The organism is Microbacterium sp. NPDC055521 (genome assembly GCF_053619695.1).
Genome location: NZ_JBSHJX010000001.1, coordinates 212,410 through 235,783 on the forward strand (window position 1 = coordinate 212,410; position 23,374 = coordinate 235,783).

General features: G+C 69.4%; 24 protein-coding genes and 1 tRNA gene. 5 read left to right on the forward strand and 20 right to left on the reverse strand.

What is annotated here, in order from left to right:
* Positions 1 to 56: 56 nt before the first annotated feature.
* Both ACWGSM_RS01015 and ACWGSM_RS01020 read left to right on the forward strand, forming a co-directional pair.
* Positions 57 to 572 (forward strand): septum formation family protein, encoded by a 516-nt coding sequence (locus ACWGSM_RS01015; RefSeq protein ID WP_452321133.1) that lies wholly within the window; start codon positions 57 to 59, stop codon positions 570 to 572.
* A 43-nt stretch (positions 573 to 615) separates the two neighbouring features.
* Positions 616 to 1,602 (forward strand): diaminopimelate dehydrogenase, encoded by a 987-nt coding sequence (locus ACWGSM_RS01020; protein WP_452321134.1) that lies wholly within the window; start codon positions 616 to 618, stop codon positions 1,600 to 1,602.
* Between the two features lie 186 nt (positions 1,603 to 1,788).
* Here the strand turns inward: ACWGSM_RS01020 and ACWGSM_RS01025 are convergent.
* The 5 genes from ACWGSM_RS01025 to dusB form a co-directional block, all read right to left on the reverse strand.
* Positions 1,789 to 1,864 (reverse strand) — tRNA-Asn (locus ACWGSM_RS01025).
* 94 nt (positions 1,865 to 1,958) lie between these two features.
* The gene (locus ACWGSM_RS01030) at positions 1,959 to 2,726 is read right to left on the reverse strand and encodes an ATP-binding cassette domain-containing protein (protein WP_452321135.1); all 768 of its coding nucleotides are present in this window, start codon (positions 2,724 to 2,726) and stop codon (positions 1,959 to 1,961) included.
* Positions 2,727 to 2,762: 36 nt separating this feature from the next.
* Positions 2,763 to 4,613, reverse strand: a complete 1,851-nt coding sequence (gene dnaG, locus ACWGSM_RS01035; RefSeq protein WP_452321136.1) for a DNA primase — start codon at positions 4,611 to 4,613, stop codon at positions 2,763 to 2,765.
* Positions 4,613 to 5,983 (reverse strand): deoxyguanosinetriphosphate triphosphohydrolase, encoded by a 1,371-nt coding sequence (locus tag ACWGSM_RS01040; protein WP_452321137.1) that lies wholly within the window; start codon positions 5,981 to 5,983, stop codon positions 4,613 to 4,615. The genes dnaG and ACWGSM_RS01040 overlap by 1 nt, the downstream gene beginning before the upstream one ends.
* Entirely contained in the window at positions 5,973 to 7,175 is a 1,203-nt protein-coding gene (gene dusB / locus ACWGSM_RS01045; protein ID WP_452321138.1) for a tRNA dihydrouridine synthase DusB, read from the reverse strand. The genes ACWGSM_RS01040 and dusB overlap by 11 nt, the downstream gene beginning before the upstream one ends.
* A 60-nt stretch (positions 7,176 to 7,235) precedes the next feature.
* Here dusB and ACWGSM_RS01050 point away from each other — a divergent pair, with 60 nt between their 5' ends.
* Positions 7,236 to 7,739, forward strand: a complete 504-nt coding sequence (locus tag ACWGSM_RS01050) for a glutathione peroxidase (RefSeq protein WP_452321139.1) — start codon at positions 7,236 to 7,238, stop codon at positions 7,737 to 7,739.
* Between the two features lies 1 nt (position 7,740).
* Here ACWGSM_RS01050 and ACWGSM_RS01055 read toward each other — a convergent pair whose 3' ends face one another.
* A complete protein-coding gene (locus tag ACWGSM_RS01055) occupies positions 7,741 to 8,409 on the reverse strand; it encodes a DsbA family oxidoreductase (RefSeq protein WP_452321140.1) in 669 nt (222 codons plus the stop codon).
* Between the two features lie 56 nt (positions 8,410 to 8,465).
* Here ACWGSM_RS01055 and ACWGSM_RS01060 point away from each other — a divergent pair, with 56 nt between their 5' ends.
* On the forward strand, positions 8,466 to 9,038 hold the full coding sequence (locus ACWGSM_RS01060) for an AAA family ATPase (RefSeq protein ID WP_452321141.1): 573 nt from the start codon (positions 8,466 to 8,468) through the stop codon (positions 9,036 to 9,038).
* 42 nt (positions 9,039 to 9,080) lie between these two features.
* Here the strand turns inward: ACWGSM_RS01060 and ACWGSM_RS01065 are convergent, their stop codons facing one another.
* The 3 genes from ACWGSM_RS01065 to recO form a co-directional block, all read right to left on the reverse strand.
* Positions 9,081 to 10,049 (reverse strand): hypothetical protein, encoded by a 969-nt coding sequence (locus ACWGSM_RS01065; protein ID WP_452321142.1) that lies wholly within the window; start codon positions 10,047 to 10,049, stop codon positions 9,081 to 9,083.
* A 154-nt stretch (positions 10,050 to 10,203) separates the two neighbouring features.
* Positions 10,204 to 11,007, reverse strand: coding sequence for an isoprenyl transferase (locus ACWGSM_RS01070; RefSeq protein WP_452321143.1), 804 nt, complete (start codon positions 11,005 to 11,007; stop codon positions 10,204 to 10,206).
* On the reverse strand, positions 11,004 to 11,747 hold the full coding sequence (gene recO / locus ACWGSM_RS01075) for a DNA repair protein RecO (protein ID WP_452321144.1): 744 nt from the start codon (positions 11,745 to 11,747) through the stop codon (positions 11,004 to 11,006). Before recO ends, ACWGSM_RS01070 begins: the two co-directional genes overlap by 4 nt.
* Before the next feature lie 36 nt (positions 11,748 to 11,783).
* On the opposite strand from recO, the gene ACWGSM_RS01080 reads away from it, so the two are divergent.
* The gene (locus ACWGSM_RS01080; RefSeq protein ID WP_452321145.1) at positions 11,784 to 12,470 is read left to right on the forward strand and encodes a trimeric intracellular cation channel family protein; all 687 of its coding nucleotides are present in this window, start codon (positions 11,784 to 11,786) and stop codon (positions 12,468 to 12,470) included.
* Positions 12,471 to 12,486: 16 nt separating this feature from the next.
* Here ACWGSM_RS01080 and leuA read toward each other — a convergent pair whose 3' ends face one another.
* From leuA to hemW, 11 genes are all read right to left on the reverse strand, one after another.
* Positions 12,487 to 14,247, reverse strand: coding sequence for a 2-isopropylmalate synthase (gene leuA / locus ACWGSM_RS01085; RefSeq protein ID WP_452321146.1), 1,761 nt, complete (start codon positions 14,245 to 14,247; stop codon positions 12,487 to 12,489).
* 170 nt (positions 14,248 to 14,417) lie between these two features.
* A complete protein-coding gene (locus ACWGSM_RS01090) occupies positions 14,418 to 14,954 on the reverse strand; it encodes an alcohol dehydrogenase catalytic domain-containing protein (protein ID WP_452321147.1) in 537 nt (178 codons plus the stop codon).
* A 1-nt stretch (position 14,955) separates the two neighbouring features.
* Positions 14,956 to 15,861 (reverse strand): GTPase Era, encoded by a 906-nt coding sequence (gene era / locus ACWGSM_RS01095; protein ID WP_452321148.1) that lies wholly within the window; start codon positions 15,859 to 15,861, stop codon positions 14,956 to 14,958.
* Entirely contained in the window at positions 15,854 to 17,149 is a 1,296-nt protein-coding gene (locus ACWGSM_RS01100) for a hemolysin family protein (protein ID WP_452321149.1), read from the reverse strand. Before ACWGSM_RS01100 ends, era begins: the two co-directional genes overlap by 8 nt.
* Positions 17,146 to 17,604, reverse strand: coding sequence for an rRNA maturation RNase YbeY (ybeY, locus tag ACWGSM_RS01105; protein ID WP_313357364.1), 459 nt, complete (start codon positions 17,602 to 17,604; stop codon positions 17,146 to 17,148). Before ybeY ends, ACWGSM_RS01100 begins: the two co-directional genes overlap by 4 nt.
* Positions 17,601 to 18,626, reverse strand: coding sequence for a PhoH family protein (locus ACWGSM_RS01110; protein ID WP_452321268.1), 1,026 nt, complete (start codon positions 18,624 to 18,626; stop codon positions 17,601 to 17,603). Before ACWGSM_RS01110 ends, ybeY begins: the two co-directional genes overlap by 4 nt.
* Before the next feature lie 85 nt (positions 18,627 to 18,711).
* Positions 18,712 to 19,059 carry an HIT domain-containing protein gene (locus ACWGSM_RS01115; RefSeq protein WP_452321150.1) on the reverse strand — a complete coding sequence of 116 codons (348 nt, stop codon included), beginning with the start codon at positions 19,057 to 19,059 and terminating at the stop codon, positions 18,712 to 18,714.
* A gap of 14 nt (positions 19,060 to 19,073) precedes the next feature.
* The gene (locus ACWGSM_RS01120) at positions 19,074 to 19,802 is read right to left on the reverse strand and encodes a 16S rRNA (uracil(1498)-N(3))-methyltransferase (protein WP_452321151.1); all 729 of its coding nucleotides are present in this window, start codon (positions 19,800 to 19,802) and stop codon (positions 19,074 to 19,076) included.
* A gap of 31 nt (positions 19,803 to 19,833) precedes the next feature.
* On the reverse strand, positions 19,834 to 20,943 hold the full coding sequence (dnaJ, locus tag ACWGSM_RS01125) for a molecular chaperone DnaJ (protein ID WP_452321152.1): 1,110 nt from the start codon (positions 20,941 to 20,943) through the stop codon (positions 19,834 to 19,836).
* Positions 20,944 to 20,986: 43 nt separating this feature from the next.
* Positions 20,987 to 22,021 (reverse strand): heat-inducible transcriptional repressor HrcA, encoded by a 1,035-nt coding sequence (gene hrcA / locus ACWGSM_RS01130; RefSeq protein WP_452321153.1) that lies wholly within the window; start codon positions 22,019 to 22,021, stop codon positions 20,987 to 20,989.
* A 93-nt stretch (positions 22,022 to 22,114) separates the two neighbouring features.
* Positions 22,115 to 23,341 (reverse strand): radical SAM family heme chaperone HemW, encoded by a 1,227-nt coding sequence (gene hemW, locus ACWGSM_RS01135; protein WP_452321154.1) that lies wholly within the window; start codon positions 23,339 to 23,341, stop codon positions 22,115 to 22,117.
* Positions 23,342 to 23,374: the final 33 nt, after the last annotated feature.

Sequence of the window (23,374 nt, forward strand, 5' to 3'; positions counted from 1 at the left end):
AGTACGTTCTGAGAGGCGACATCCCGCCTCCCCCCTTCTGCCCTGGAGCCCATCCGATGCCTCCTCGCGTTCACGTCCGCCCCATCGCCGTCGCGGGATCGACGATCGCCCTCGCCATCGTCCTGGCCGGCTGCGGCATCCCGCTCAGCCTCTCCGGCGCTGGAGCGCAACGGGATGAAGGCGGTCAGAGCACGTCCGAGGCGAAAGTCGACATCTTCGAGCTGAAGGTGGGCGACTGCAAGCTGGCCGACGGCGCGTCGAGCACCGAGCTGAGCGAGACGAACGTCGTGCCGTGCGGCGACCCGCACGACGAGGAGATCTTCTACGAGTTCGATCTGCCGGACGGAGAGTTCCCGGCGCAGGATGCCATCGAGCAGACCGCGTGGGAGACCTGCGATCCGCAGTTCGAGAGCTTCGTCGGGATCAGCGAGGCGGACTCGTCGCTGAGCTACGCGTACCTCTCTCCGACCGCCGACGGCTGGGAGCAGCTCGACGACCGCACCGTCCAGTGCGTGCTGTACAGCGAAGACGGCTCCCCGCTGCGGGGGTCAGCCAAGGGCACCAAAGCCTGAGCGGCCTCCCGATCCCGACCGGCACGACGACAGGAGCTCGCACGTGAACACGCACATCCGCATCGGCATCGTCGGCTACGGCAACCTCGGCCGCGGGGTCGAGTGCTCGCTCGCACGCAACCCCGATATGCGTCTGGTCGGGGTCTTCACGCGGCGCGATCCCGCCTCCGTCGACACGGTCGATCCCGGCGTCCCGGTGCGACGCATCGCCGAGCTCCACACCATGCACGACGAGATCGACGTGCTGATCCTGTGCGGCGGCTCGAAGAGCGACCTGCCAGAGCAGACACCGGCGCTGGCATCCCGCTTCTCGGTCGTCGACAGCTTCGACACGCATGCGCGCATACCCGAGCACTTCGCCACGGTCGACGCCGCTGCCCGTGCCGCGGGAACGACTGCGGTGATCTCGACGGGGTGGGACCCGGGTCTGTTCTCGCTGCAGCGGCTGTACGGCGAGGCGATCCTGCCGCAGGGCGAGACCTACACGTTCTGGGGCCGCGGTCTCAGCCAGGGGCACTCCGACGCCATCCGGCGCGTGCCCGGCGTCGCCGCTGGCGTGCAGTACACGATCCCGTCCGAGGAGGCGGTGGATCGCGTGCGCGCCGGCGACCGACCCGAGCTGAGCACGCGCGACAAGCACACCAGAGAGTGCTTCGTGGTGCTGGAGGACGGCGCGGATCCGGATGCCGTACGCGAGGCGATCGTGACGATGCCCGACTACTTCGAGCCGTACGACACGACGGTGCACGTCGTGTCGCCCGAGGAGCTCGCGCGCGATCACGCGGGCGCGCCGCACGGCGGCTTCGTGATCCGCAGCGGAACGACCTCCGACAGGGTCTCGCAGACCGTGGAGTTCCAGCTCGCACTGCAGTCAAACCCCGAGTTCACGGCCAGTGTCCTCGTGGCGTATGCCCGGGCCGCTGCGCGGCTGTCGGCATCCGGAGCTCACGGCGCGAAGACGCCGTTCGACATCGCACCGGGGCTGCTCTCCCCCAAGTCCCCCGAGCGGCTGCGCGCCGAGCTGCTCTGACGCGAACGGGCTGTGTCGCGCCCGTGGGACGTCTCGGATGATCCGGGACGCCTTCGTCGCGCCGCTGCGCCGATCAGCACCGACACGCCGGATCCCGGGCATCCGGTCTGTGATCTCCGCCGGACGATCATCCCAGCGGCACGCCGAGACGACGAAACCCCGCCACAGGGCGGGGTTTCGAGGGGGTGGCTCCCCGGCTTGGACTCGAACCAAGAACCTGCCGGTTAACAGCCGGCTGCTCTGCCAATTGAGCTACCGAGGATCATTCGGTCGTTCCCCGCTGCGCGGGCAACTCCCCCAGCTTAGCAAACTCCGGGAGCACTGCTGAACCCGGGCGCCGCCCGGGCGTGGCGTGGTCAGCGAGCGATGTCGGCCTCGGCGTTCGGGGCCCAGACGAGGTTCGAGCCGACTCCCCGAGCCACGACATGACCGGACTTCAGCAGCAGCGCCTCGGCTCCGAGTTCGCGGATGAACGCGGCGTCGTTCGTCACCAGCAGAGCTGCCATGGCCCGCTCGGTGCGGCGGCGGGTGATGGCGTCGAAGACGACGGGTCGCACCTCGAGGTCGAGGTTCGCGAGCGGCTCATCGGCGATCAGCACATGCGGTTCGAGCATGAGCGCACGGGCGATCGCGACGCGCTGGCGCATGCCGGCGCTCAGCTCGTAGGGGAACTTCGACGCGAGTCCGAGCGGCAGGTGCAGCTCGTCGAGCAGCGACGCCACCCGGATGGCCAGCGCCTTGCCGTTGACCTTCTTCTCGCGCGAGGTGATCGGCTCGGAGATCGCCTCGCCGACCGTGAGTCTGGGTGGCAGCGATGCGCCCGCCGCCTGGCCGAGGTGACCGCTGAGGGCGGTGAGGGTGCGGCGTCTGCGCCCCGGCTTGCGGATGTCCACCCCGCAGACCGTGGCCCTGCCGCCCGCGACCTTCAGCGACGCGTCGCCCATCCCGGCCAGCGCCGTCACCAGCGTCGATTTGCCCGCGCCGGTGGCCCCGCCGATGCACATCAGCTCGCCGGGCCTGAGCGAGAAGGTCACACCGTCGACCGCGCGGGTGGTCCCGCCGTGTCCGATCCGGTCGATGACCAGATCGTGGCAGTCGATGGCGAACTCGCTGTCGGCAGGCATGATGTCCATCCTGCCGGGTTCTCAGCCCGAAAGCGCTCAGGACTCGGCGAACCGCAGTCGCTCGGCATCCACGTCGCGCAGCCGCATGCGCAGCGCTCGTCCGCCATCCGAGTCGGCCGGCACCCGCTGCACGGCTCCCAGCAGCTCGTGCTTCTCGCGTTCGATGGCGCGCAGGATCAGCCGGCGGCAGAGATCTGCCGACGACGCGAGTGCTCCCTCGTCGTCGCGTGCCGGGAAGGGCATCATCAGCAGCTCGCCCGCGAGACTGCGGTACGGCTCGCGCACGGCATCCGCCGCCGCCGTCGCCCAGCCGACGCGCGTACGATCGCCGACGGATGCCACCGCATCGCGCACCGCATCCAGAGCCGGGTTCCGGAACGGCTCGCTCAGCGCGCGCGCCAGCATCTGCTGGTCGAGCCGGTGCCCGTACTGCAGCACACCCATCAGCGCGTCCCGCTCGAGCGCGACCTCGGGCGTGCGCGGCAGATCCACCAGTCGGACTCGCGAGGTGCCCTCGGCGCTGTCACCGGCCGTCGGCTGCTGACGCTGCGCGGGCTGCTCGCGCTCACCCCGGGCTGCACGCTGCACCTGCTGGTGCACGGCCGTGGGGTCCATTCCCAGCCGGCGGGCCAGCACCCGCTCGTATCCGGGGCGCAGCAGCTCGTCGCGGATCTCGGCGACGATGGGTGCTGCGGCGCGCAGCGCGCCGACCTGGCCTTCGACGGTAGCCAGGTCGTAGCCGGCGAGCTTGCGATCGATCGCGAACTCGAACATGGGGACCTTGGCATCCATCAGTCCGCGCACCGCGGCATCCCCCCGCTGCAGACGCATGTCGCACGGATCGAGGCCGTCGGGCGCGACGGCGACGAAGGTCTGCGCCGTGAAGCGGGAATCCTCTGAGAATGCGCGCAGCGCCGCCTTCTGACCCGCCTCGTCTCCGTCGAACGTGAACACGACCTCGCCCGCCGCCGAGTCGTCGCCCATCACCCGGCGCAGCACCTTGATGTGCTCGGTGCCGAACGCGGTACCGCAGGTGGCGATCGCCGTGGTGACGCCCGCGAGGTGGCACGCCATGACGTCGGTGTACCCCTCGACCACCACGACGCGCCTCGGGTCGCCGCGCGCGATGTCGCGCTTGGCCAGGTCGAGCCCGTACAGCACCTGCGCCTTCTTGTAGATCGGCGTCTCGGGGGTGTTCAGGTACTTCGGGCCCTGGTCGTCGTCGTAGAGCTTGCGTGCGCCGAAGCCGATGGTCTGCCCCGTGACGTCACGGATGGGCCACACGACCCGGCCGCGGAACCGGTCGTAGACGCCGCGTTGGCCGGCCGAGACCAGCCCGGCCGCGGTGAGCTCGTCGCGTGTGAAGCCCTTGGCGCTCAGCGCCTTGAGCATGTTGTCCCAGCCGCGCGGCGCGTAGCCGACGCCGAAGTGGGCCGCGGCCCCGGCGTCGAAGCCGCGCTCGCCGAGGAAGCGCCGTGCGGTCTCGGCCTCGGGGCTCAGCAGCTGCGAGCGGAAGTACTCCCCCGCCGCCGTGTTGGCGGCGTACAGCCGGCTGCGTCCGCTGGTCTCGGGCGCCGCACCGCCGTCCTCGTAGTGCAGCGAGTAGCCCACCCGGGCGGCGAGCCGCTCGACAGCCTCGGTGAAGCTGACGTGATCCATCTCGCGCAGAAACGAGTACACGTCTCCGGATGCGCCGCAGCCGAAGCAGTGGTAGTACCCGACCTGCGGGCGCACGTGGAAGCTCGGGCTCTTCTCGTCGTGGAACGGGCAGAGGCCTTTGAGCGATCCGACGCCGGCGGACTTCAGCGCGACGCGTTCTCCGACGATGTCGGCGATGTTCGTGCGGGTCTTGACCTCTTCGACGTCGGCCTGCAGGATCCGGGGCATCAGACGGCCCCTTCGACGACCACCCGCGACTCGGATCGGCGGTGCACGCCGGGGCGCGCATGCCGCGGCGACCAGATCCCCACCTCGGCGGGATCGATCTCGCCGACGAGTCGGTTGTGCCAGTCGACGGCGGTCTGATCGGTCAGGCTGGCGACCTGGTCGACGACCACCCGCGCGCGCTGCGCATCGGAATCGGCCGCGAGGAAGTCGGCGGAGAACGCCGGCTCGAGCACGTCGGCGCCCGCCGACCACAGGGCATCCGTCGACCACAGCGCGTCTGCCAGACGATGCAGCACGCGACGCTGCTCCTTGTACACGCCCTTGCGCGCATCGATGGTCACGATCGCCTGGCCCATGATGCCCTTCAGCACGGCGATCTCGGTCTCGACCTCACGCGGGATCACGACGTGCGCGCTGTAGCGCGCGAGGGTGTCACCCGGGTAGGCGGCCCTGGTGGCCGCCACCGAGCCGCGCGCGAAGCGGCCGATCATGTCGCTGGTGAGGTTCTTCAGCCGCGCGAGGTCGCGACGCGAGCGGTCGAACGACCGCATCCACATCGTCTCGCGGGTGAGCCGGTACAGCGCGTCGGCCAGCTCGTCGCGGGTGTAGTCGTACCCGACCCACTGCTGGATGTGTCCGATCAGCGGGTGGTGCTCGATCGGGTCCGACAGCTGCGCCACGTCGACGTAGCCGTTCACGATCGCGTCCTCGAAGTCGTGCACCGAGTAGGCGATGTCGTCGGAGAGGTCCATGATCTCGGCCTCGATGCACCGCTCGCGACCGGCGGCGCCCTCGCGCATCCACCGGAAGACCGGTTCGTCCTCCGGGTAAACGCCGAACTTCAGCCGGCCGCCCGGGTCGGGGACGGGCTCGTCGACCGTCCACGGATACTTGCAGGTCGCGTCGAGGCTGGCTCTGGTCAGGTTGAGCCCGACGGAGTGGTCGCGGTCGTCGAGCACCTTCGCCTCGAGGCGGGTGAGGATGCGCAGCGACTGGGCGTTGCCCTCGAAGCCGCCGATGTCCTCGGCCCACTCGTTCAGGGCTCGCTCTCCGTTGTGCCCGAACGGCGGATGCCCGAGATCGTGGCTCAGGCACGCTGTGTCGACCACGTCGGCCGAGACGCCCAGGGCGCTGGCGAGCTCTCGGCCGACCTGCGCGACCTCGAGCGAGTGGGTGAGCCGATTGCGCGCGAAGTCGGCGGTGCTGGCGGGGCTGAGCACCTGCGTCTTCGCCGCGAGACGACGCAGCGCCGCGGAGTGCAGCACGCGCGCGCGGTCGCGGGAGAAGTCGTCGCGTTCCGACCGATGGGTCTCCGAGAAGAAGCGCTCGGCGTCATGGTCGCCGTAGCCGCGCACGACGTCAGCCGCCATCGTTCTCGGTCTCCGCTCCGCGCATCATGTCGCCGACGCCCTCGCCGATCTCGCGCGAGTCGAGCCAGCCCTCGGGCAGGGCGGTGCGCTTGGGCGAACCGGCGCGGCCGCGCTGCCCCTCCGCGCCGACGCCGGGGTACGGGGCATCGCCGATCGTGCCCAGCAGATCGTCGATCTCCTGCAGGGTGGATGCCCGTGCCAGCGCCGCACGCAGCTCGCCGCCCACGGGATACCCCTTGAAGTACCAGGCGACGTGCTTGCGGATGTCCTTGCAGCCGCGGTCCTCATCCTCGAAGAACTCCACGAGCAGCTCGGCGTGCCGCCGGAAGGCGTCCTTGACGAACCCGAGCGTCGCGTCGACGACGGCAGCGGGCTCGCCACCGGACTGGGCCGAAGGGCCGAGCGCCGCGGCGAGCTCGCCGAACAGCCATGGCCGGCCCAGGCACCCGCGGCCGACAACGACGCCGTCGCAGCCGGTCTCGTCCATCATCCGCACGGCATCCGCGGCCGACCAGATGTCGCCGTTACCCAGCACGGGGATGCTGGTGACCGCCTGCTTGAGCTCGCCGATGGCGCTCCAGTCGGCGTGGCCCGAGTAGTACTCCGACGCGGTGCGCGCGTGCAGCGCGACGGCGGCGGCACCGGCATCCTCCGCCGCACGACCGGCGTCGAGGAAGGTGAGGTGGTCCTTGTTGATGCCCTTGCGCATCTTGACCGTGAGCGGCACGTCGCCTGCGGCCTTCACCGCCCGCTGCACGATATCGGAGAACAGGCCGATCTTCCACGGCAGCGCGGCCCCACCGCCCTTGCGGGTGACCTTGGGAACCGGGCAGCCGAAGTTCAGGTCGATGTGGTCGGCCCGGTCTTCGGCGACGATGATCCGCACGGCCTCGGCGATCGTCGCGGGGTCGACGCCGTACAGCTGGATGGAGCGCGGAGTCTCGCTCTCGTGGTGCTGGATGAGCCGCATCGTGATCGCGTTGCGCTCGACGAGCGCCCGCGAGGTGATCATCTCGCTGACGTACAGACCCGCACCGTACTCGCGGCACAGACGCCGGAAGGCCGTGTTCGTGATGCCGGCCATCGGGGCCAGCACGACCGGCGTGTCGAGTGCGATCGGGCCGATGCGCAGAGCGGGAGCCTGCGCGACGGTGGGTCCCTGAGCGTGTCGAAGGGCAGCGGCGATAGTCATGTCTTCCCCATTCTCCCAGACAGCGGCTGTGTCAGGGCACAGCACGCATAGGCTGTGGAGATGGCCGATGCGACCCTGCGACAGATCCCGTTCACCGATGCCGAGGGCGCCGAGAAGACGCTCGACGACATCGGCGCCGACGTGCTGCTGGTGGTCAACGTCGCCTCGAAGTGCGGGCTCACTCCGCAGTACACGCAGCTCGAGCAGCTGCAGCAGCGGTACGCCGACCGCGGCTTCAGCGTGATCGGCTTCCCCTGCAACCAGTTCTTCGGCCAGGAGCCGGGGTCGATCGAGAAGATCCTCGAGTTCTGCTCGACGAGCTACGGCGTCACCTTCCCGATCAACGACAAGGTCAAGGTCAACGGGCGCAGCGCGCACGACCTGTACAAGGTGCTGAAGGAGACGCCGGATGCCGGCGGCAGAGCCGGCCGGGTGGAGTGGAACTTCGAGAAGTTCCTCGTCGATGCCCACGGGTCGGTGCAGCGCTTCCGGCCGAAGCAGCTCCCGGACTCCGTCGAGATCGTCTCGGCGATCGAGACGGCCCTGGCGGAGGCCGGACGCTGAATCAGCTCGCGGCGGCCTTCTGCGCCCACACGTCGCGGATGACGCTCTCGAACGCCTCGGGCGGCTGAGCGCCGCTCACGCCGTACTGACCGTCGATGACGAAGAACGGCACACCGTTGATGCCGTAGGCGCGCGCCTGCGCCTGATCCGCGCGGACGGCGTCGAGGTAGACGTTCGATTCGAGTGCTGAGCGTGCTTCGGCGGCATCCAGTCCCACCTCTTCTGCCAGGGCGGCGAGGTCGTCGATCCGCCCCACATGCCGGCCTTCGGTGAAGTAGGCCGACATCAGCCTCTCCTCCATCTCGTGCTGCAGGCCCTTCTCCTTCGCGAAGTGCAACAGCTCATGCGCCTTGACGGTATTGGTGTGCTGCAGCAGATCGAAGCGGTACTCGAGCCCCGCGCCCGCCGCGACGTTCGTCACATGGCCGAGCATCTGCTCGACCTGCTCTCGCGGCATGCCCTTGTGCCCGGCGAGGAAGTCGATCTCGTCGCCGTCGAAGTCGACCGGGGTGTCGGGCGAGAGCTCGAACGAGTGGAAGGTGACCCGCACCTGAGGTGCGTCGTCATCGCCGGCCGTCGCGGCGAGCCCCTTCTCGAGGTTGCGTTTGCCGATGTAGCACCAGGGGCAGGCGATGTCGGACCAGATGTCGATGGAGATGGGTTCGCTCACATTCGATGCAACTGCATGCCCCGGTGCGCATATTCCCGTTCCGGTAGCCTTCTCGAGTGCTCACCGCCGACGATCCCCTCCCCGTCCGCCCGCGGCGGGTGCTGATCGCCGGCGTGACGGGATCGGGCAAGACCACGCTCGCGCAGCGCGTCGCCGGGATCTGGGGTCTGCGGCACGTCGAGATCGACGGACTGTTCCACGGTCCGAAGTGGACGCCCCGGCCGGAGTTCCTCGACGATGTGCGGACCTTCGCGTCCGACGAGCGCTGGGTCACCGAGTGGCAGTACACGAGTAAAGGCACGGACGAGATCCTGGCGCCGCGTGCGCAGCTGGCGCTCTGGCTGGACTATCCCTATCGCGTGGTGCGCACGCGTCTCGTGCGCCGCACGGTCGCTCGGCAGCTGCTGCGGACCGAGCTGTGGAACGGCAACCGAGAACGCGGCATCTCGAACATGTTCCGTCGCGATGCTGCGGACAACATCCTGCTGTGGCAGACGAGAACCCTGCACAAGTGGGCGGAGCGGATGCCGGACGTCGAGGTGCGGCATCCGCATCTGACGATCGTGCGCTTCCGCCATCCCCGCGAGACCGAACGCTGGCTGACGCGGATCGCGGCGGCCGATTCCTGAGCGCCCGCTCTCCCTCCCGCAGCGAATTTCGGAGGTACGTTCTCATGTTCTCGTATGTCCACCACTTCTGTTGATCCGTTCGCTCGGCAGCGCGAGCTGCTGGACGAGTGGCTCGACGTGCGCGCCGAGATCAATCGCCTCGAGGAGCGGGCGGCGACGCTGCTGGCTGAGCGCGTCGAGGTGATGGATGCCGATGTCGCGGCCGCTCCGATGCACCGCGAGGCGATCCGCCGGTCGATGGTGGCGGAGTACTCCGCAGCGGGGCGGATGGCGAAGGGCACCGTCGAGCAGGCATTCACGGATGCCCGCGCCCTGTGCGATGACTTCCCGAACCTGCGCGCCTCGTACGCTGCCGGGCGGATCGGCGTCGCGCACGTGCGGGAGATCCTTCGTGCGGCGGGGCCACTGATCCAGGCGCGCAGCGCCGGCGCGATGACTGAGGCGCAGTGGCCGCTGTACGAGGCGGCAGCGCTGGAGTTCGCCGAGACCGAAGCACCCGCCCGCACCCGCGCCCACGTGCGCGAGCTTGTCGCGGCGCTGGTGCCGCAGACGGTGACCGAGCGGCACCGCGCGGCGACTGCGGATCAGGTCGTCAGCGTGCGCGAGCTGGATGACGAGATGTCGCTGCTGCAGGCCATCATGCCCACCTACAAGGCCGTCGCCATCCTCGACCGTCTCACCACGATGGCCCGCGCGCAGAGACAGCACCCCGAGAACCGCATCCCCACCCTCCCCGCCGACCTCGACGCCGACTTCGAGTTCGAGGCCGCTCGCGCCGAAGCCGAAGCCGCAGCGAAGGCCGCCGCCGACCCGTTCGACCCGTTCGAGCTTCCCGGCGCATGGGAGGCGTACGACGATGCGATGGAACGCATCATCGCCGCAGGTCCCGTCGTGATCCAGATCCCGACCGACGGCCGCGGGCTCGACGAGATCCGCACCGAACTGCTCAGCGACCTCCTGCTCAGGGCCACGCCGAGCGAGATCATGGGCACCGGGCTCGAGAACATCCACGCCCGCATCAGGTCACGGTCGCCGCGACCACCCTCGCCGGTGTCGACGAGACCCCCGCCCAGCTCGACGGGCACGGCAGCCTGCACCCCGACATCGCCCGCCGACTCTGAGCGACACAGACGCACGCGTCGGGCGAAGGCTCCTACCAGCAGCGTCAGACCGACGCGTCGGGCGTGTCCACCGCCCCGCCGAAGCGACGGTCGCGCGACAGGTATATCTCGATCGCCCGCCACAGCTCCTCGCGGGAGAAGTCCGGCCAGAGCGTGTCGAGGAACACCATCTCGGCGTACGCGGCCTGCCAGAGCAGGAAGTTCGATGTGCGCTGCTCGCCCGAGCTGCGCAGGAACAGATCGACGTCGGGCATCTCCGGCACATACAGGTGCCGGCGGATCTGCTTCTCGGTGATCGCGCTCGGGCGCATCCGCCCCGCCTTCACCTCTTCCGCCATCGCCCGCATGGCGTCGACGAGTTCGACACGGCCGCCGTAGTTCACGCACATGGTCAGGGTGAGCACGTCGTTGTCGCGGGTGAGCTGCTCGGCGAACTGCAGCTCCTTGATGACCGACCCCCACAGCCGGGGCTTGCGTCCCGCCCAGCGCACGCGCACGCCCCACTCGTTCAGCTGATCGCGTCGACGGTGCAGCACGTCGCGGTTGTAGCCCATGAGAAAGCGCACCTCGTCAGGCGAGCGCGCCCAGTTCTCGGTCGAGAACGCGTACACCGACAGGTGCTTCACGCCGGCCTGGATGGCGCCGGCGACGACGTCCAGCAGCACCTCCTCGCCGGCCTTGTGCCCTTCGATGCGGTTGAGGCCGCGACGGTTCGCCCAGCGCCCGTTGCCGTCCATCACGATCGCGACGTGCTCCGGCACGGCGGGAAACGCCGGCGGCGTCTTGCCTGTCCAGTCGAGCGGCCGGAAGGGCACCGCGTCCTTGTGCGTGTAGGGCTTCGGGGTCACCGTGCTCCAATGCTCGACGGGTGCGTGACGTGCTCGAGTGAGCGGATGCCGCGCTCGAGATGCCATTGGGCGTAGGCGGCGACCGTGCCGGAGGCGGCCGCCAGGTCGGCCGGAGGCGCGGCATCCACCATCGTCCAGTCGCCGCCCATCAGGGCGCGCATCAGCGCAAGGGCCGAGCTTCCGATCCGCGGGCTGCCGGCCGGCGCACAGGAGTCGCACACCGACCCGCCCAGCTGTGCGCCGAAGTGCCGGTGCGGGCCCGCGGCGCCGCAGCGCGCGCACTGGTCGAGGGCGGGCGCCCAGCCCGACAGGGCCATGACGCGAAGCAGATAGGAATCCAGGATGCTGCGGGCGGCATGCTCGCCGCGCGAGAGCGACCGCAGCCCGCCGACGAGCAGCAGGTACTGCTCGGCGGTCGCCTCGGCCTCGTTGAGCCGGTCGGCGGTCTCGGCCATCGCGCTGGCCGCGGTGAAGCGCTCGTAGTCGACGGCGATGTCGGCCCCGTAGGCGCCCAGCGAGTCGGCCTGCTGCACGATGTCGAGCGAGCGCCCCTTGTACATCTGCACGTCGGCGACCATGAACGGCTCGAGCCGCGAGCCGAACTTCGATGAGGTGCGTCGCACGCCCTTCGCGACCGCACGGATCTTGCCGTTGCGTCGCGAGAGCATCGTGACGATGCGATCGGCCTCACCCAGCTTGTGGGTGCGCAGGATCACCGCTTCGTCTCGATAGGTGGGCACCCTTCGATTATCTCCCGGGCACGACAGAATGGACGGGTGACGGAACCGCTCTTCACCATCCCGCTGTGGGCTGATCTTCTCGGCGTCGCGCTCGGGGGCATCCAGGGGGCGATGTTCGCCTCCGGCTTCCAGGGTCAGCGCCGCCTCGACTGGCTCGGCGTCGCGATCATCGGCATCATGATCGGCATGGGCGGCGGTCTCATCCGCGACCTGCTGATCGGGCAGCCGCCCGCGACCCTGCAGAACGACTGGTACCTCATCACCGCGACCGGTGCGGCGCTGTTCGGAATGCTGCTCGCCGGCGTCTTCAACCGCGTCAACACCCTGATCGTCGTGCTCGACGCCGCCGTGATCGGCATGTTCGGCGCGTTCGGCGTGAGCAAGGCGATCGCCTTCGGCATCCCTCCAGTGCCTGCCGTGTTCATCGGCGTCTGCGCTGCGGTCGGCGGCGGCGTGCTGCGTGACGTGCTCATGGGTCTGCCCGTCGCGATCATGCACGTCGGCTCGCTCTACGCCGTGGCGGCGGGGGTCGGATGCACGACCATCATCGTCCTGAACGCCTTCGACGTCTCTATCACCATCGCTGCTGTGGTCGGCATCGTCGTGACCGCGGTCATCCGGGTGCTCGCCGTGGTGTTCGACGTCTCACTGCCCGAGCAGCGGCGCCTGTACCGCCGCAAGGTGGCCACCGAGACGGGGATGATCCCGATCATCAAGCCGTGATCGGGATCATCCGCGCTCACACCGCAGCGAGCTCGCCGGCAGCTTCGCGGGTGCGGCTCGAGCGGTTCACGCACGACACGATCGCCTTGAGCGACGCCGTCGAGATGTCCCCGTCGATGCCGACGCCCCACAGGCGCTGGTCGTCGACCTGCAGCTCGACGTAGGCGGCGGCCTGCGCGTCGCCACCCGTCGACAGGGTGTGCTCGACGTAGTCATACAGCGAGATCTCGAAGCCGCGCTCGCGCAGCACCTCGATGAACGCCGCGATGGGGCCGTTGCCCCGACCGGATGCCTGCTCGCGGGTCTCGCCGTCGCGCAGCACGACATCGAGCGAGACCTCGCCGGACATGTCGCTGCGAGTCTGCGTGCCGAGCAGCTCGAACCGACCCCACTTGGCGGTGTCGTCGTCGGCCGGCAGGTACTCGTCGTGGAAGATCGACCAGATCTGCTCGCTGGTGACCTCGCCGCCCTCGGCATCCGTCTTCGCCTGCACGACCCCCGAGAACTCGATCTGCAGCCTGCGCGGCAGGTCGAGCGCGTGGTCGGTCTTCAGCAGGTAGGCGACGCCGCCCTTGCCCGACTGCGAGTTGACGCGGATCACGGCCTCGTACGAGCGGCCGAGATCCTTCGGGTCGACCGGCAGGTAAGGCACGCCCCACTCGATGTCATCGACCGAGACGCCCTGCTCCGCGGCCTTTGCGGCCATCGCTTCGAAGCCCTTCTTGATCGCGTCCTGGTGCGAGCCGCTGAACGCCGTGAACACCAGGTCGCCGGCCCACGGACTGCGCTCCGGCACGGGCAGCTGGTTGCAGTACTCGACAGTGCGCTTGACCTGGTCGATGTCACTGAAGTCGATCTGCGGGTCGACGCCCTGCGTGAACAGGTTGATGCCGAGGGCGACCAGGTCGACATTGCCGGTGCGCTCGCCGTTGCCGAACAGGCATCCTTCGATGCGATCCGCGCCGGCCAGGTACCCGAGTTCGGCGGCGGCGATCGCCGTGCCCCGATCGTTGTGCGGGTGCAGCGAAAGGATCACGTTCTCTCGATGCGCCAGATGGCGGTTCATCCACTCGATCGAATCCGCGTAGACGTTGGGCGAGGCCATCTCGACGGTTGCCGGCAGATTGATGATCACCTTGCGGTCGGGCGTCGGCTCGAGCACCTCGAGCACGGCGTTGCAGACCTCGACCGCATACTCCAGCTCGGTGCCGGTGTAGCTCTCGGGCGAGTACTCGTAGTAGACCTGCGTGTCGGGGATGCGCTTCTCGAACTGCCGGCACAGGCGCGCGCCCTCCAGCGCGATCTGCTTGACGCCCTCGCGGTCGGAGCGGAAGACGACCTCGCGCTGCAGCACGCTGGTCGAGTTGTAGAAGTGCACGATCGCCTGCTTGGCGCCGGTGATGGCCTCGTAGGTGCGCTCGATCAGGTGCTCGCGGCACTGCGTCAGCACCTGGATCGTGACGTCGTCGGGGATGAGGTCCTCTTCGATTAGCTGCCGCACGAAGTCGAAGTCGGTCTGGCTGGCAGAGGGGAAACCGACCTCGATCTCCTTGTATCCCATGCTCACGAGCAGCTCGAACATCACGCGCTTGCGCTCGGGTGACATCGGATCGATCAGGGCCTGGTTGCCGTCTCGGAGGTCGACGGCGCACCAGCGCGGCGCCTCGGTGATGCGCTTCGACGGCCAGGTGCGGTCTTCCAGGTCGACGCGGATCTGCTCATGGAACGGACGGTACTTGTGCACCGGCATCGAGGTGGGCTTCTGGTTGTTCTTCATGATGGGGCTGCTTCTCTTCGTCAGAAAACGTGCTCAGGCCAACACAAGCGCCGCGACGAGAGAGGCCCGATTGTCAGGACTCGTCGCGGCAGCTAAGAAGAAGCAGACCGCCCAGAGGCATGCATCGATGCTAACACCCCGCTTGGCACATTGCTCACCCAGGAGGCGATTCAGGGGATCAACGCGAACTCGCCACCCGGATGCCCCTCAGCGAGGACCGCGAGCACCTGCGGCGCCTGATCGAGCGGATACTTCTGCGCGACGGGCACGACGAGCTCGCCGGGCTGCGCCTTCACGGCGTGCAGCATGGCGGATGCCGTGGTGCCGGCGAGCAGCAGGTTGGCCGCCTCCGCGTGGGTGAGCGTCGCGGGCTTGCGCAGCACCTTCTGCGCCGGCGCGGTGAGCTCCGTTCCGTATCCGCCGTTCACACGGAAGGCGATGACCTCGTCGCCGACCGCGACCCGGCCAGTCACGATCTCCGTGTCGGGACCGACCGACGTGACCACGCCGGAGACCTCGTATCCGATCGGCACGGGCAGCTCGGCGCCGGGCCTCGACGAGGCGACATGCTTGGCGTCGGCCGGGTTCACGCCGGCGGCGTGCACGCGGATGGTCACCTCTCCGGGACCGGGTGCCGCCACCTCGTGCTGCTCGAAGCTCCACCCATCGGGTGAGCCCCCTGTGTAGGCGACCCAGCGTGCGGCCATCTCAGAACCCGAGCCGCCCCAGCTGCTTCGGGTCGCGCTGCCACTCCTTCGCGACCTTGACGTGCAGCTTCAGGAACACGCGGGTGCCCAGCAGCTCCTCTATCCCCTCGCGCGCGGCCGCGCCGACGTCACGCAACCGGGCGCCCTTGCGTCCGATGATGATCGCCTTCTGGCTGTCGCGCTCGACGACGATCGACGCGTGCACATCAGTGAGGTCGCTGTCCTCCCGGGCAGCGACGTCGTCCACGACGACCGCGATCGAGTGCGGCAGCTCGTCGCGCACGCCCTCCAGTGCCGCCTCGCGGATCATCTCGGCGATGCGGTCCTCATCGGACTCGTCGGTGACGATGCCATCCTCGTAGAGGCGCGGGCCGATGGGCATCAGCTGCAGCATCTCGTCGGCCAGCACGTCGAGCTGCTCGCGCGTGAGTGCCGAGAGCGGGATGACGGCAGCCCAGTCCTCGCGCAGCGAGTCGACCTCCATCAGCCGCTCGACGATGTCGTCGCGGTCGGCGGCGTCGGTCTTGGTGACGATCGCGACTTTCTTCGCGCGCCGGTATCCGTCGAGCGATGCCGCGATGCGGCGATCGCCGGGGCCGACCTTCTCGGTGGCGGGAACGCAGAAGCCGATCACATCGACGTCGCCGAGAACCTGCTCGACGAGATCGTTGAGCCGCTCGCCGAGCAGCGTGCGGGGCTTGTGGATGCCCGGGGTGTCGACGATCACGAGCTGTCCTTCGGGACGGTTCAGGATGCCCCGGATCGCCCGCCGCGTCGTCTGCGGTTTCTCGCTCGTTATCGCGATCTTCTCGCCCACCAGCGCGTTCGTCAGCGTCGACTTGCCGACGTTCGGGCGACCGACGAAGGTCACGAAGCCGCTGCGGGTCTGGTCGTCATGCTCAGTCATCCCGGTCTCCTCCATCACGATCATCATCCTCCACGGTGTCATGTGCCCGCTCGACGAACACCGTGGCGATCCCGCGTCCGCGGCCGCGCGACGCGCCGCCGGTGAGCACGAGGCCGTGCACGGTCACGGTGGCTCCGGGCTGCGGGATACGGCCGAGTTCCTTCGCGAGCAGACCGCCGATCGAGTCGACGTCGTCGTCTTCGAGCTCGAGCCCGAACAGGTCGCCGACGTCCTCGAGACCGAGGCGCGAGTTGACGCGGTACCGGCCGTCCGGCAGCTCCACGACCTCGGCGGGGCCGCGGTCGTACTCGTCGGCGATCTCGCCCACCAGCTCTTCGATGAGGTCCTCGAGCGTGACCAGCCCCGAGATGCCGCCGTGCTCGTCGATGACCATGCACACATGCACGGCGTCGCGCTTCATCTGCTGCAACAGCGTCTCGGCGCGCATCGACTCGGGCACGTAGACCGCCGGTCGCGCGATCGGCCGCACCGGTCGCCCGCGCCATGCGCTCTCGTCGCGATACGCGAACTGCACGAGATCCTTCAGATACAGCACGCCGACGACGTCGTCCGCGTCGTCGTCGACGACCGGCATGCGCGAGACTCCGGTGCGCAGGAAGAGCTCCATCGCCTCGGTCGTGGTCGCCTCGGCATCCACGGTCATCATCTCGGTGCGCGGCACCATCACCGCGCGCACGAACTGGTCGGTGAAGTCGAACACCGAGTGGATCAGGTCGCGGTCGTCCTCCTCGATGAGCAGGTTCGATGCGGCTTCGTCGACCATGCTCAGCAGCTGCTCCTCAGAGGCGAAGCTGCTGCGGCCGGTGCCGGGCGTCACCCGCTGACCCGCCGCCACCAGCGCCTGGGCGAGCGGTCCGAGCAGAATGCGCATGCCCCGCACGACCGGCGCCCAGGTGCGCAGCATCGACGTCGCGTGCAGCCGGCCGAACGAGCGCGGACTGGATCCGACGAGCACGAAGGTGATGCCGGTCATCAGCGCGGCGGCAGCGAGCATCGCCCACCAGATGCTCGGCAGCAGGGCGTCGAGGGCGACGGTGACGAACACCGCCGCGGCGGTCTCCGAGAGCACGCGCATGAAGGCGACGGCGTTCACGTGCGGGGCCGGATCAGCGGCGATGCGCGCGAGTGCGGCAGCGTTACGGCCGTCGCCTGACATGTTCTCGAGGTCGGTGTTCGAGCTGACCGAGAACGCCGCATCGACGGCAGCCATCAGGCCGCCGAAGGCGACCAGCAGCACGGCGGCTGCGAGAAGTATCGCTGGGGTCATCGACCGCGTTCGACGCGCGCGAAGCCCTCGATCAGCGACTTCTGCAGCCCGAACATCTCACGCTCCTCGTCGGGTTCGGCATGGTCGAAGCCGAGCAGGTGCAGCAGACCGTGCGTGGTCAGCAGGATGAGCTCGTCCATCAGCGAGTGGCCGGCCGTCTGCGCCTGTGCCTCCGCGACCTGCGGGCACAGCACGATGTCGCCCAGCAGGCCGGGGGCCGTGGGGTTCTCCGGGCTGCCGGGACGCAGCTCGTCCATCGGAAAGCTCAGCACGTCGGTGGGTCCCGGCTCATCCATCCACTGCACGTGCAGCGACTCCATGGCGCCCTCGTCGACGAGCACGATCGCGACCTCGGCGTCGGGGCTGACGTGCAGCTGCGCGAGGTTGAAGTCGGTGAGCCGCTGCAGCACGGTCTCATCGACCGCGATCGCCGATTCGTTGTTGATCTCGATCATTTCAGGCCTCGCTTCGGCATGCGGTCTCGGGGACTCTGCGGCGCTCCGCCGCGACGCTCGGCGCGATTCGCGAACTGGTGCGCCTGCTCCCGCTCGACGCGTGCCGCGGTGCGCTGCTCGTCGTACTCGCTGTACGCGTCGACGATGCGGCCGACCAGCGAGTGCCGCACGACGTCGTCGCTGGTCAGTCGTGAGAAGTGGATGTCGTCGATGTCGCCGAGCACGCGCGTGACCAGGCGGAGTCCCGACGCGCCCTGCGGCAGGTCGATCTGGGTGATGTCGCCGGTGACCACCATCTTCGTGCCGAACCCCAGGCGGGTCAGGAACATCTTCATCTGCTCGGGAGTGGTGTTCTGTGCCTCGTCGAGCACGACGAACGAATCGTTGAGCGTGCGACCGCGCATGTAGGCCAGAGGCGCCACCTCGATGGTGCCGGTCGCCATCAGCCGCGGCACGACCTCGGGGTCCATCATCTCGTTGAGTGCGTCGTACAGCGGGCGCAGGTACGGGTCGATCTTGTCGGTCAGCGACCCGGGCAGGAACCCGAGCCTCTCCCCCGCCTCGACGGCGGGTCGGGTGAGGATGATGCGCTGCACCTCTTTGCGCTGCAGCGCCTGCACGGCCTTCGCCATCGCGAGATAGGTCTTGCCCGTGCCGGCCGGCCCGATGCCGAACACGATGGTGTTCTGCTCGATCGCGTCGACGTACTCCTTCTGCCCGAGGGTCTTCGGACGGATGACTCTGCCGCGGGTCGACAGGATCGCCTCGCCGAGCACCTCGCTGGGCCGGGGCCCGTCGTCGCGGCGCAGAATCCGCGCGGAGTGCTCGACATCACTCGGCGCGAGGTCGTGCCCGGAACGGGTCATCTCGATCAGCTCGTCGACGAGTCGCTTCGCCGCGGCGACGTCGTCGGTAGAGCCGCCCAGCGTGATCTCGTTGCCGCGCACCATCACCTGCACGCTCGGATGCTGCTTCTCGAGCATCCGCAGCAGCCGGTCCTGCGGGCCGAGCAGCTGCACCATGGCGATGCCGTCCGCGAAGATGCGCTCGGTGCGCTCGGGCTGCGCGGGGAACCGCGGTGGTGGGTTCTCAGCGTGTGCGCTGTCGTCAGAAGCCAACGAGCTTGCCCTCCTCGATGTTTCCGAGCACGTGTGCGTGCACGTGGAAGACCGACTGCGCGGCGCTGGCGCCGTTGTTGAAGATCAGGCGGTACTCGCCGTTGGCGTGCTCTGCGGCGATCTGCTTGGCGAGGGCCACCATCTCGGCCATCAGGCCCGGGTCGCCGGCGGCGAGCTCGGTGACGTCGCGGTACTGCTCGGTCTTGGGGACCACGAGCGCGTGCAGCGGCGCCTGAGGGTCGATGTCGCGGATCGCGAACACGCGGTCGGTCTCGGCGAGGATGTCGCCGGGGATCTCCCCGTTCAAGATGCGGGTGAAGATCGAGGGTTCGCTCATGCCTGCAAGTCTATTCACCAGCGGCCCAGGTTGGCCGAGAGCACCGCGATCGCCGCGGGGCCGGCGGTCGAGGTGCGCAGCACCGTGTCGCCCAGGCGAACGCGTTCGGCGCCGGTCGCCTCGAGACGCTCCAGCTCGTCGGGGGTGATCCCGCCCTCCGGACCCACCACGAGCACGAGGTCGCGGCCGTCGGGACGGATGCTGGTCAGCGGCGTCTGCGTCCACGGATCGAGCACGAGCAGCCGGGCATCCGCCGCTCGCGCGGCGAGCTGCGCGGTGGACTGCACGGGGGCCACCTCGGGAACCCACGCTCGGTGCGCCTGCTTGGCCGCCTCGCGGACGATCGTCGCCCAGCGCTCCCGGCCCTTCACCGCCTTCGGCCCGTCCCAGCGTGACACGCTGCGCGCCGCCTGCCAGGGCACGATCTCGTCGACGCCGAGCTCGCACGCGGCCTGCACGGCCATCTCGTCGCGGTCGCCCTTGGCGAGTGCCTGCACGAGCACGATGCGCGTCTCGGGACCGTTCTGCACCTGGCGTCCGGTGATCCGCACCGTGACCTGCGATGCCGTGACGTCCTCTGTCGCACCTTCGAGCCACACACCGCGGCCGTCGCCGATGGTCACCGTCTCCCCGACCCGCACACGGCGCACCACCGAGGCGTGCTTCCCCTCGGATCCGGTGAGCCGGACGAGTTCGCCGATGGCGGCGTCGGTGCAGTCGGGTACGACGAAGTGCAGGGCCATGGGGCTCCGATCGGCAGTGGTGGGTCGTCGGTCAGTGGCTGCGGAAGCGGTCGCGCAGCTTCGAGAACAGCCCCTGCTGGAACTGGGCGAGGTGGGGAGCCGGGGTCTTCGCCTTCTTGGCGAAGTCCTCGATGAGCTTGCGCTGCGCCCCGTCGAGCTTGGTCGGCGTGATCACCTGCACGCCCACGCGCAGGTCTCCGCGCTGCGATCCGCGCAACGGCGTGATGCCCCGCCCGGCGATGGTCAGCACATCACCGGACTGCACGCCCGCGCGCAGCTCGAGGTCGACCGATCCGTCGAGGCCATCGATGGTCGTGGTGGTGCCGAGGATGGCATCCGTCATCGACACCTCGAGCGTCGCCAGCAGATCGTCGCCGTCTCGGCTGAACACCGGATGCGGTGCGACGGCCACCTCGACGTACAGGTCGCCGTTCGGGCCGCCCGCCCGGCCGACCTCGCCCGAGCCGGGCAGCTGCAGGCGCAGGCCGGTCTCGACCCCGGCCGGGATGTCGAGGGCGACCGTGCGGCGCGAGCGCACTCGGCCCTGCCCTGCGCACGATCCGCACGGGTTGGGGATGACCGTGCCGTAGCCCTCGCAGCTGCCGCATGGCTGGGTGGTGACGACGTTGCCGAGCAGGCTGCGCACCTGACGCTGCACGTGACCGCTGCCACCGCAGACGTCGCAGGTGATGGGAGACGTGCCGGGCTGGCAGCAGCTGCCGTGGCAGGTCTCGCAGAGCACCGCGGTGTCGACCTCGATGTCCCTGTGCACGCCGAAGATGACGTCGCCGAGCTCGAGGTTGATGCGCACCAGGGCATCCTGTCCGCGCTCGCGGCGCGACCGGGGACGCGCCGCACGGGCACCGCCCGCGGCACCGAAGAACGTCTCGAAGATGTCGCCGAAACCGCCGAACCCTCCCCCGAAGCCGCCGTTCTGGTCGCCGCCCATGTCGTAGCGACGCCGGGAGTCCTCGTCGCTGAGCACGTCGTACGCGTGCGTGACGAGTTTGAACCGCTCCGCCGCGTCCTCCCCCGGGTTCACATCCGGGTGCAGCTGCCTGGCGAGCTTGCGGTAGGCCTTCTTGATCTCGTCCTGAGAGGCGTCCTTCGACACCCCGAGGACCTCGTAGTGATCCGCCACGGTCACCTTTCTTCGTGTGCGTTCGTGTGTGCGGCGGCCCGGATCAGCGGGCTGCCTCGTCTTCTTCGAGCATGCGCGACAGGTAGCGGGCCACGGCCCGCGCTGCGGCGAGATTGCTCGGGTAGTCCATGCGGGTCGGCCCCATCACGCCGACGCGCGCCGTGCCGCCGGGCGCGGCGTAGTTGCTGGCGACGATCGACGCCTCACCGAGTCCGAACGGGGCGTTCTCGGTGCCGATGCTGGTGGCCAGACCGTGCTCGTCGGTCACCATCTCGGTCATCAGCCGCAGCAGGGTCACCTGCTCCTCGATCGCCTCGAGCAGAGGGTGGATGCTGCCGCGGAAGTCCTGCTCGCGCCGCGCGAGGGTGGCGGCCCCTGCCATCACCAGCCGCTCCTGGCGGAACTCCGCGAGCTCTTCGGCGATCACGGCCGCCAACGATGACAGCGCCGGCTGCAGGCGGGAGCCGGTCTGCGTGTCGATGACCGAGGCGATGCGCTCGGACGCCTCGCCGACCGCGCGGCCGGTGATGAGCGCGGCGAGCTGGGCGCGCAGCACGGCCAGGTCGTCGTCGTCGATGTCGATGGGCAGCGGCGAGATGCGCTGCGACACGCCACCGGCATCCGTGACCAGCACGACCAGCATGCGATTCGGGGCGAGCGCGACGAGCTCCACGTGCGTGATGCTCGCTCGCGCGAACGACGGGTACTGGACGAGAGCGACCTGCCCGGTGAGCTGGGTGAGCACGCGCACCGTGCGCGCCATCAGATCGTCGAGGTCGCTGGGGGCGGCGAGGAACGACTCGATGGCCGTGCGCTGCGGTACCGAGAGCGGGCGCACCTGGGCGAGGTGGTTGACGAACACCCGGTAGCCCTTGTCGGTCGGCACCCGGCCCGACGAGGTGTGCGGGGCGGTGATGAGCTCTTCGTCTTCGAGCTGCGCCATGTCGTTGCGGATGGTCGCGGCGGAGACGCCGAACGCGTGGCGCTCGACGATCGACTTGCTGCCGACCGGCTCGTGGGTCGCGACGTAGTCCTGCACGATAGCGCGGAGGACCTCGAGGCCTCGTTGTGTGACCATCATCCCTCCCGCTGGCACTCGAACGTTCCGAGTGCCAATCCTACCCGTTCGCACCCGCCGGTCGGCCCGCGACCGCCGCGCGAGTCCCGCCCGCTACTCGGTGAGCGCGCGCACCACGGCATCCGCCAGCAGCCGACCCCGCAGGGTGAGGCGCACGCGACGCTGTCGCAGAGCCGCGGCCGCGTCGACCAGCCCGTCCGAGATCAGCTCGGCGACCCGGTCGCGGCGCCCTGCGGCGATGTCGTCGATCGGCAGGCCCTCCGCGAGACGGCTCTGCAGCAGCACCCGCTCGAGCGTGCGCGCCGCGGGATCGGGCCGCTCGCGGCCCGCTGCGGGCGACTCGCCGAGGGCGAGCCGCTGCGCGTACGCGGCCGGATGCTTGACGTTCCACCAGCGCAGACCCGTGACGTGGCTGTGCGCACCGGGCCCGAAGCCCCACCAGTCCGAGCCGCGCCAGTACGCCATGTTGTGCCGCGAGCGGTGGTCGCCTCCGTCGGCACGGGCCCAGTTGCTCACCTCGTACCACTCGAAGCCCGCGGCTCCCAGCCGCTGATCGGCGGACTCGTACATGTCGGCCTGCAGATCGTCGTCGGGCGCGGGCACCTCGCCCCGCCGGATCTGCCTGGCGAGCTTGGTGCCGTCCTCGATGATGAGCGCGTAGGCGGAGATGTGATCGGGCTCGAGAGCGATGGCCGCGTCGAGGGACCGCTCCCAGTCGGTCAGCGACTCTCCCGGCGCGCCGTAGATGAGGTCGACGCTCACGTCGAGGCCGGCATGGCGCGCGGCGTCGACGGCCGTGCGCACGTTCTCCGGACGGTGGGTGCGGTCGAGCGCGGCCAGCACGTGCGGCACGGCGGACTGCATCCCGACGGAGAGGCGGGTCACCCCGGCATCCACCAGCGTCCGCACCACCTCGGGTGTCACGGTGTCGGGGTTGGCCTCGACGCTCACCTCGGCGCCGTCGCGGATGCCGAATGCCGACGTCACCGCGCCGAGCATCCGCGCCAGGTCACCGGCGGGCAGCAGGGTCGGCGTGCCGCCGCCGAAGAAGACCGTGTCGAGAGGACGGATGCCGCCGGCTTCGCCGAGCACTGCGGCCGAGAGCGCGATCTCGCGGATCAGAGTGTCGGCGTACTCGTCCTGCTTGGCTCCGCGCAGCTCGCTCGCGGTGTAGGTGTTGAAGTCGCAGTACCCGCAGCGCACGCGGCAGAACGGCACGTGCAGGTAGGCCGAGAAGGGCACGGAGGGGTCGACGGCGATGTCAACGGGCAGGCGGCCGTCGGCCGGCGCCGGATCCCCCAGCGGAAGAGGCCCGGCCATCAAAGCGTCCGTGCCATCAGGATGCCTGTGCCA

What these genes read in the sequence shown, in the direction of transcription:
- ybeY (WP_313357364.1), bottom strand. Translation starts at nt 17,604, where the DNA reads ATGATCGAGATCAACAACGAATCGGCGATCGCGGTCGATGAGACCGTG.
- ACWGSM_RS01040 (WP_452321137.1), bottom strand. Translation starts at nt 5,983, where the DNA reads ATGGCGGCTGACGTCGTGCGCGGCTACGGCGACCATGACGCCGAGCGC.
- hrcA (WP_452321153.1), bottom strand. Translation starts at nt 22,021, where the DNA reads ATGGTCACACAACGAGGCCTCGAGGTCCTCCGCGCTATCGTGCAGGAC.
- leuA (WP_452321146.1), bottom strand. Translation starts at nt 14,247, where the DNA reads ATGAAGAACAACCAGAAGCCCACCTCGATGCCGGTGCACAAGTACCGT.
- hemW (WP_452321154.1), bottom strand. Translation starts at nt 23,341, where the DNA reads ATGGCCGGGCCTCTTCCGCTGGGGGATCCGGCGCCGGCCGACGGCCGC.
- ACWGSM_RS01030 (WP_452321135.1), bottom strand. Translation starts at nt 2,726, where the DNA reads ATGCCTGCCGACAGCGAGTTCGCCATCGACTGCCACGATCTGGTCATC.
- dusB (WP_452321138.1), bottom strand. Translation starts at nt 7,175, where the DNA reads ATGACTATCGCCGCTGCCCTTCGACACGCTCAGGGACCCACCGTCGCG.
- ACWGSM_RS01120 (WP_452321151.1), bottom strand. Translation starts at nt 19,802, where the DNA reads ATGGCCCTGCACTTCGTCGTACCCGACTGCACCGACGCCGCCATCGGC.
- dnaG (WP_452321136.1), bottom strand. Translation starts at nt 4,613, where the DNA reads ATGCCCCGGATCCTGCAGGCCGACGTCGAAGAGGTCAAGACCCGCACG.
- ACWGSM_RS01100 (WP_452321149.1), bottom strand. Translation starts at nt 17,149, where the DNA reads ATGACCCCAGCGATACTTCTCGCAGCCGCCGTGCTGCTGGTCGCCTTC.
- ACWGSM_RS01110 (WP_452321268.1), bottom strand. Translation starts at nt 18,626, where the DNA reads ATGGTGCAGCTGCTCGGCCCGCAGGACCGGCTGCTGCGGATGCTCGAG.
- ACWGSM_RS01050 (WP_452321139.1), top strand. Translation starts at nt 7,236, where the DNA reads ATGGCCGATGCGACCCTGCGACAGATCCCGTTCACCGATGCCGAGGGC.
- ACWGSM_RS01115 (WP_452321150.1), bottom strand. Translation starts at nt 19,059, where the DNA reads ATGAGCGAACCCTCGATCTTCACCCGCATCTTGAACGGGGAGATCCCC.
- era (WP_452321148.1), bottom strand. Translation starts at nt 15,861, where the DNA reads ATGACTGAGCATGACGACCAGACCCGCAGCGGCTTCGTGACCTTCGTC.
- ACWGSM_RS01090 (WP_452321147.1), bottom strand. Translation starts at nt 14,954, where the DNA reads ATGGCCGCACGCTGGGTCGCCTACACAGGGGGCTCACCCGATGGGTGG.
- ACWGSM_RS01015 (WP_452321133.1), top strand. Translation starts at nt 57, where the DNA reads ATGCCTCCTCGCGTTCACGTCCGCCCCATCGCCGTCGCGGGATCGACG.